The 5,703-nt window shown below is 72.6% G+C and carries 7 protein-coding genes and 1 pseudogene; 6 read left to right on the top strand and 2 right to left on the bottom strand.

Annotated elements, in window-relative coordinates:
- Positions 1 to 1,100 (top strand): APC family permease (locus tag AOK23_RS24805; RefSeq protein ID WP_055714861.1); only part of this gene is annotated, 1,100 nt, incomplete at its 5' end.
- Between the two features lie 41 nt (positions 1,101 to 1,141).
- Positions 1,142 to 2,719 carry an amidohydrolase gene (locus tag AOK23_RS24800; RefSeq protein ID WP_055714860.1) on the top strand — a complete coding sequence of 526 codons (1,578 nt, stop codon included), beginning with the start codon at positions 1,142 to 1,144 and terminating at the stop codon, positions 2,717 to 2,719.
- A gap of 60 nt (positions 2,720 to 2,779) precedes the next feature.
- On the opposite strand, the gene AOK23_RS47000 is transcribed toward AOK23_RS24800, so the two are convergent.
- Together AOK23_RS47000 and AOK23_RS45485 are read right to left on the bottom strand one after the other, a co-directional pair.
- On the bottom strand, positions 2,780 to 2,857 hold the full coding sequence (locus tag AOK23_RS47000) for an acyl-CoA synthetase family protein (protein WP_240496541.1): 78 nt from the start codon (positions 2,855 to 2,857) through the stop codon (positions 2,780 to 2,782).
- Between the two features lie 16 nt (positions 2,858 to 2,873).
- A pseudogene (locus AOK23_RS45485) lies at positions 2,874 to 3,127 on the bottom strand (phenylacetate--CoA ligase); the annotation flags it as partial.
- 267 nt (positions 3,128 to 3,394) lie between these two features.
- Between AOK23_RS45485 and paaA the strand changes: the two are divergent.
- The 4 genes from paaA to AOK23_RS24775 form a co-directional block, all read left to right on the top strand.
- Entirely contained in the window at positions 3,395 to 4,372 is a 978-nt protein-coding gene (gene paaA, locus AOK23_RS24790) for a 1,2-phenylacetyl-CoA epoxidase subunit PaaA (protein ID WP_055714858.1), read from the top strand.
- Positions 4,369 to 4,689 carry a 1,2-phenylacetyl-CoA epoxidase subunit PaaB gene (gene paaB, locus AOK23_RS24785; protein WP_055536965.1) on the top strand — a complete coding sequence of 107 codons (321 nt, stop codon included), beginning with the start codon at positions 4,369 to 4,371 and terminating at the stop codon, positions 4,687 to 4,689. Before paaA ends, paaB begins: the two co-directional genes overlap by 4 nt.
- Before the next feature lie 10 nt (positions 4,690 to 4,699).
- Positions 4,700 to 5,527, top strand: a complete 828-nt coding sequence (gene paaC, locus AOK23_RS24780; RefSeq protein ID WP_055714857.1) for a 1,2-phenylacetyl-CoA epoxidase subunit PaaC — start codon at positions 4,700 to 4,702, stop codon at positions 5,525 to 5,527.
- Positions 5,521 to 5,703: iron-sulfur cluster assembly protein (locus AOK23_RS24775; RefSeq protein ID WP_157878141.1), on the top strand; the 183-nt coding region annotated here is incomplete at its 3' end. The genes paaC and AOK23_RS24775, both read left to right, overlap by 7 nt.

Raw genomic sequence — 5,703 nt, 5'->3', positions numbered from 1 at the left:
TCGGCACCGCCACCCGCGACACCGCCCGCTCCCTGTTCGGCGCCGACACCCCCTGGCTGCCCGTCGCCCTCCTCGGCCTGCTGCTCATCGGCTACGGCGGCTACCGGTCCATCGACTTCGGCGCCAAGGTCCTCGGCGTCCTCCTCGTCGCCGAGACCGGCATCCTCGTCCTGCTCGCCGGCGCGGTCCTGGTCGACGGCGGTGCCGACGGCCTGTCCCTCGCGTCCTTCGCGCCCGGCAACGTCATGGTCCCCGGCATGATCGCCGTCCTGGCCTTCGCGTTCGCCGCGTTCACCGGCTTCGAGTCCACCGTGATCTACCGCCGGGAGGCCCGCGACCCGGCCCGCACCGTGCCGCGCGCCACCTATCTCGCCGTCGCCTTCCTCGGCCTGTTCTACGCGTTCATCGTGTGGACGGTGATCCAGGCGTTCGGCGACGCGAAGGTCATCGCCACGGCCGGCTCGAACCCCGCGGACCTGTTCTTCTCCGCCATCACGGTCTACGTCGGCTCCTGGGCGGCCGACCTGATGCACATCCTGATCGTCACCAGCGTCCTCGCCTCGCTGCTGGCCTTCCACAACGCCATCAACCGCTACGGGCTGGCCCTCGCCGAGGAGGGGATCCTCCCCAAGGCCCTGGCCCGCGTCCACCCCCGCCACCGCTCCCCGTACGTCGCCGGCATCGCGCAGACCGTGCTCGGCGCGGCCGTCGTCCTCGCCTTCGCCGCGGCCGGCGCCGACCCGTACACGCAGCTGCTGCTGTGGGTGAACACGCCCGGCATGCTCGCCCTGATGGTGCTGCAACTGCTCGCCGCGATCGCCGTACCGCTCTACTTCCGGCGCCGCACCCACGGCGAGGGCGCCCTGCGCACGGTCGTCGCACCCGTAGCCGCCGCGGTGCTCCTGACCGGCGCCATCGCCCTGGTCGTCACCCACCTCGACCAGTTCACCGGCGCCTCCACCACCGTCAACACCGTCCTCGCGGCGATCGTCCCCGCCGTCCTCGTCATCGGCCTCGCCCTCGGGTGGTGGCTGCGCCGGTCCAGGCCCGAGGTGTACGCGGGCTTCGCCGCCGAGCCACCGGCCGACGTCGCCGAGTGACCCCCACCCTCCGTCCGCCCCCCTCAAGGAGACGCCTCCCGATGCCCATCGCCGACCTCGTCATCACCGGCGCCCACATCCGCACCCTCGACCCGCACCGGCCGCACGCCTCCGCCGTCGCCGTACGCGACGGGCTGATCGCCGCCGTGGGAGAGGACGCGGACGTACGGGACTGGCGCGGGCCGGACACCGAAGTGGTGGACCTGGGCGGCGGATGGCTGGTGCCGGGCCTGGTGGACGGTCACAGTCACCCCGTGTGGGGCCTGGACCTGGCCACCGGCCTCGACCTCACCGCCGTACGCGACCTCGACGGACTGCGCTCCGCGCTCGCCTCCGCGCCCCGCGTCGACGGCTGGGTCCTCGGCTGGGGCCTGGACCACAACGCCTTCGAGGGCCGCCCCGTCGACCGCGCCCTCGTCGAGGACGTCCTGGACGGCGCGCCCGCCTTCCTGCGCCTGTACGACGGCCACTCCGCCCTCGTCACCGGGGCCGCGCTGCGGGCCGCCGGCATCACCGGGCCGCGGGCCTTCGCCCAGCGTTCCCACATCGCCGTGGACGCCGACGGACGACTGACCGGACATCTCGTCGAGCACGCCGCGATGGACCTCGTCACGGCGGTCATGCCCCGCGCGACGTACGACGAACGCCGCACCCGGCTGATCGACCTGCTGAACGCCATGGCGGCCACCGGCCTCACCGGCGCCCACGTCATGGACCTCGGCGATCCCGCCCTGATGGACGCCGTGGCGCGGGAGACCGTCCTGCCGCTGCGGCTGCGCTTCGCGCCGTGGTGCATGCCGGGCGCCGACGCGGACGACCTCGCGGAGCTGGTCGCCCTCCAGTGCAGGGGCGGCCGGCACTGGCAGGTCGGCGGGGTGAAGTTCTTCATGGACGGCACCGTCGAGGGCGGCACCGCCTGGCTCGACCACCCCGACTGCCACGGCCAGGGCACCGACGCCTTCTGGCCCGACCCGGACGCGTACAGCGACGCCGTACGGGTCCTGCACCGCGCCGGGGTGCGGACGGCCACGCACGCGATCGGCGACGCCGCCGTACGCCATGTCCTGTCCACGGTCGAGTCGCTGGGGCCCGGCGGGCGGCACACGCACCGGGTCGAGCACATCGAGTCGGTGCCCGACGACCTCGTGGCACGGTTCGCCGAGGTCGGGGTCGTCGCCTCCATGCAGCCCCCGCACACCGACTACACCCGTACCGACCTGTCCGACGCGTGGTCGTCGCGGCTCGGCGAGGAGCGCGCCTCACGGGCCTGGCGGCTGCGGGACCTGCGGGACGCGGGCGTGGTCGTCGCGCTCGGCTCGGACTGGCCCATCGCCCACCACGACGCCCGCGGGGTCCTGGCCACGGCCCGGGCACCACGCGGCGCCGCCTCCTCCCGGGCCGGACTCAGCGGACTCCAGGCGCTGGAGGGCTGCACCAGCCACGCGGCGCTCGCGGCGGGCGAGGAGGCGGTCGCCGGACGGATCGCCGAAGGCTACCGGGCGGACCTGACGGCACTGGGCCTCGACCCGGTCGACGCCCCCGCCGACGAGGTCGCCGAGGCACCGGTCCTCCTCACGGTGACGGGCGGCCACGTGGTGCACCGGGGGAGCGGGCGGTAGCACGCCACCGGGGGCCGGGCCGCGCAGGTCCGTACCGACCCGGCCCCCGGTGGCGGCGGGTCACCGGTCGCGCAGGTCCTGCACCCGCTTCAGTTTGCCCACCGAGCGCTCCAGGGTCTCCGGGTCGACGACCTCCACCTCCACGGTCACACCCACCCCGTCCTTGACGCCTCCGGAGCCCGTATATGTCCACGGCGTGCAGTCCGGCCCGCTCCTCGATCTCCCGGCGCATCTCCTCCGTCCACGACTCCGCCCCGAAGATCCCCACCTCCAGCGAGCGGAACGGGGGTCGACACCCTGCTTCTCGAACTCGTCGAGGAGGGTCAGCATGCAGGACGGGGTGACCATGATGATCTCGAGGCGGAAGTCCAGGATGAGCTGCACCGGTCGAGCTGCAGCGCGGCCAGCTCGTCCCCGGTCAGGCGCTCGCCGTCGTCCAGCAGATCGTGGGGGAGCGGTCGGCCCGGGCTGCTCATCGCGACTCCTTCGTCCGCCCCGTCGAACGGGGGCCGATCGAACGTTCGGTCGCCGCGCGTCACGGTCACGGTATCCATCGGGGCCGTTCCGCTGTCAAGGATTCGTCGCGCCGCCGGCGGTGGGGGAGGGGTCTTGCCCGACCGCTCGAATCACGTCACACTGGTACCGAACGAATGGTCGGTTGGGAAGCTGGTATCGATGACGACGACAGATTCCGCCGGGGCGCCGCCCGAGGACGCGCTCCAGGAGCACTTCGAGGCGACGATCGCGCGGGACCAGCGGATCGAGCCGCGTGACTGGATGCCGGAGGGCTACCGCAGGACGCTGATCCGGCAGATCGCGCAGCACGCGCACTCGGAGATCATCGGCATGCAGCCGGAGGGCGAGTGGATCACCTGTGCGCCGTCCTTGCGCCGCAAGGCGATCCTGTTCGCGAAGGTCCAGGACGAGGCGGGCCACGGCCTGTACCTGTACTCGGCGGCCGAGACCCTCGGCGCCGACCGCGCGGACCTGACCCGCCGGCTCATCGAGGGCCGCCAGAAGTACTCGTCGATCTTCAACTACCCGACGCGGAACTTCGCCGACGTCGGCGTCATCGGCTGGTTCGTGGACGGCGCCGCCATCTGCAACCAGGTCCCGCTGTGCCGCAGTTCGTACGGTCCGTACGCGCGGGCGATGGTGCGGATCTGCAAGGAGGAGTCGTTCCATCAGCGGCAGGGGTATGAGCTGCTGCTGACGATGATGCGGGGCACCGACGAGCAGCGCGCGATGGTGCAGGACGCGGTGGACCGCTGGTGGTGGCCGTCGCTGATGATGTTCGGGCCGCCCGACGACGCCTCGCCCAACTCGGCGCAGTCGATGGCGTGGAAGATCAAGCGGCACTCCAACGACGAACTGCGGCAGCGCTTCGTCGACATGACCGTCCCGCAGGCCGAGAAGCTCGGCGTGACCCTCCCCGACCCGGACCTGAAGTGGAACGAGGAGCGCGGCCGTCACGACTTCGGCACCCCCGACTGGGCCGAGCTGAAGCGGGTCATCACCGGCGACGGGCCCTGCAACGACCAGCGGACGGAACGCCGCAGGACGGCCCACGAGGAAGGCGCCTGGGTGCGTGAGGCGGCCACCGCCCACGCGGCCCGGCAGAGCGAGCGAGCCCGGAAGGGGACGGCGGCATGACCGGCACGGACGACAGGGGCGCGGCGCGCGGCAACAAGGGCGACTGGCCGCTGTACGAGGTGTTCGTGCGCGGCAAGCGCGGCCTGAACCACGTCCACGTGGGCTCGCTGCACGCCGCCGACGACCGGATGGCCCTCACCCACGCCCGCGACCTCTACACCCGCCGGAACGAGGGCGTCTCCCTCTGGGTGGTGCGTTCGGAGCACATCGCCGCCTCCACCCGCGACGAGAAGGACCCCTTCTTCGAGCCCAGCGCCGACAAGGTGTACCGCCACCCGACGTTCTACGACATCCCCGACGACGTCCCGCACATCTGAGGAGCAGGGCATGAGTGACGACCACGTCTACATGACCCTCGCCGAGGGACACGACGACGACACCCGCTGGGCGTACGGCACCGGCTTCGAGGACCCCCTCCATGGCGTCGACACCGGCGTGCCCGAGGGCGTCGACGTACGGGAACTGGCCCACGTCTGTGTGGCGTTGGCCGACGACGCCCTGGTCTCGGCCCAGCGCCTCGCCGAGTGGACCACCCGCGCGCCCGAGCTGGAGGAGGAGGTCGCGCTCGCCAACATCGGCCTCGACCTCCTCGGCCAGGCCCGCCTGCTGTACTCCCGCGCCGGCCAGGTCGACGGAACCGGCCGCGACGAGGACGCCTACGCCTACTTCAGGGACACCGACGACTTCCGCAACGTACGCCTCGCCGAACTCCCGAACGGCGACTTCGCGTTCTCCGTCGTCCGGCTCCTCGTCCTGTCCAGCTGGCGCCTCGCGCACTTCGAACGGCTGGTGGACCACCCCGACCCCGTCCTCGCAGCGATCGCGGCCAAGGGCGTCAAGGAGCTGACCTACCACCGCCAGTACGCCGCCGACTGGTCCGTACGGCTCGGCGACGGCACCGAGGAGTCGCACCGGCGGATGCGGAAGGCGCTGGAGCAGGTCGGCCCGTACTTCGGCGAGCTGTTCACCGCGTACGACGTACGGGACGAGGTCGTCGACGTAGTGCGGCAGGTCACGGAGGCCGCCGGGCTGCCCATGCCGGTGTACCGGCCGCTGCCGGGCGCCGGCCGCGCCGGGAATCACACCGAGCACCTCGCGCCGCTGCTCGCCGAGTTGCAGAGCGTGGCCCGCGCCCACCCGGAGGCGACATGGTGACCACCCTCCTCGACGCCCGGCGGGCCCGGCAGATCGCCGGGCAGGTGCCCGACCCCGAGATGCCGATGCTGACCCTCGCCGACCTCGGCGTTCTGCGGGACGTGGAGCTGACCGGCGACGGCACGGTGATCGCGAGCCTCACCCCCACCTACTCGGGCTGCCCGGCCATGGCCGAG

The organism is Streptomyces torulosus (assembly GCF_001419765.1).
Lineage (GTDB): Bacteria > Actinomycetota > Actinomycetes > Streptomycetales > Streptomycetaceae > Streptomyces > Streptomyces torulosus.
Note: the sequence above shows the minus strand (reverse complement) of the source record. Positions and strands in the feature narration are given on the sequence as shown.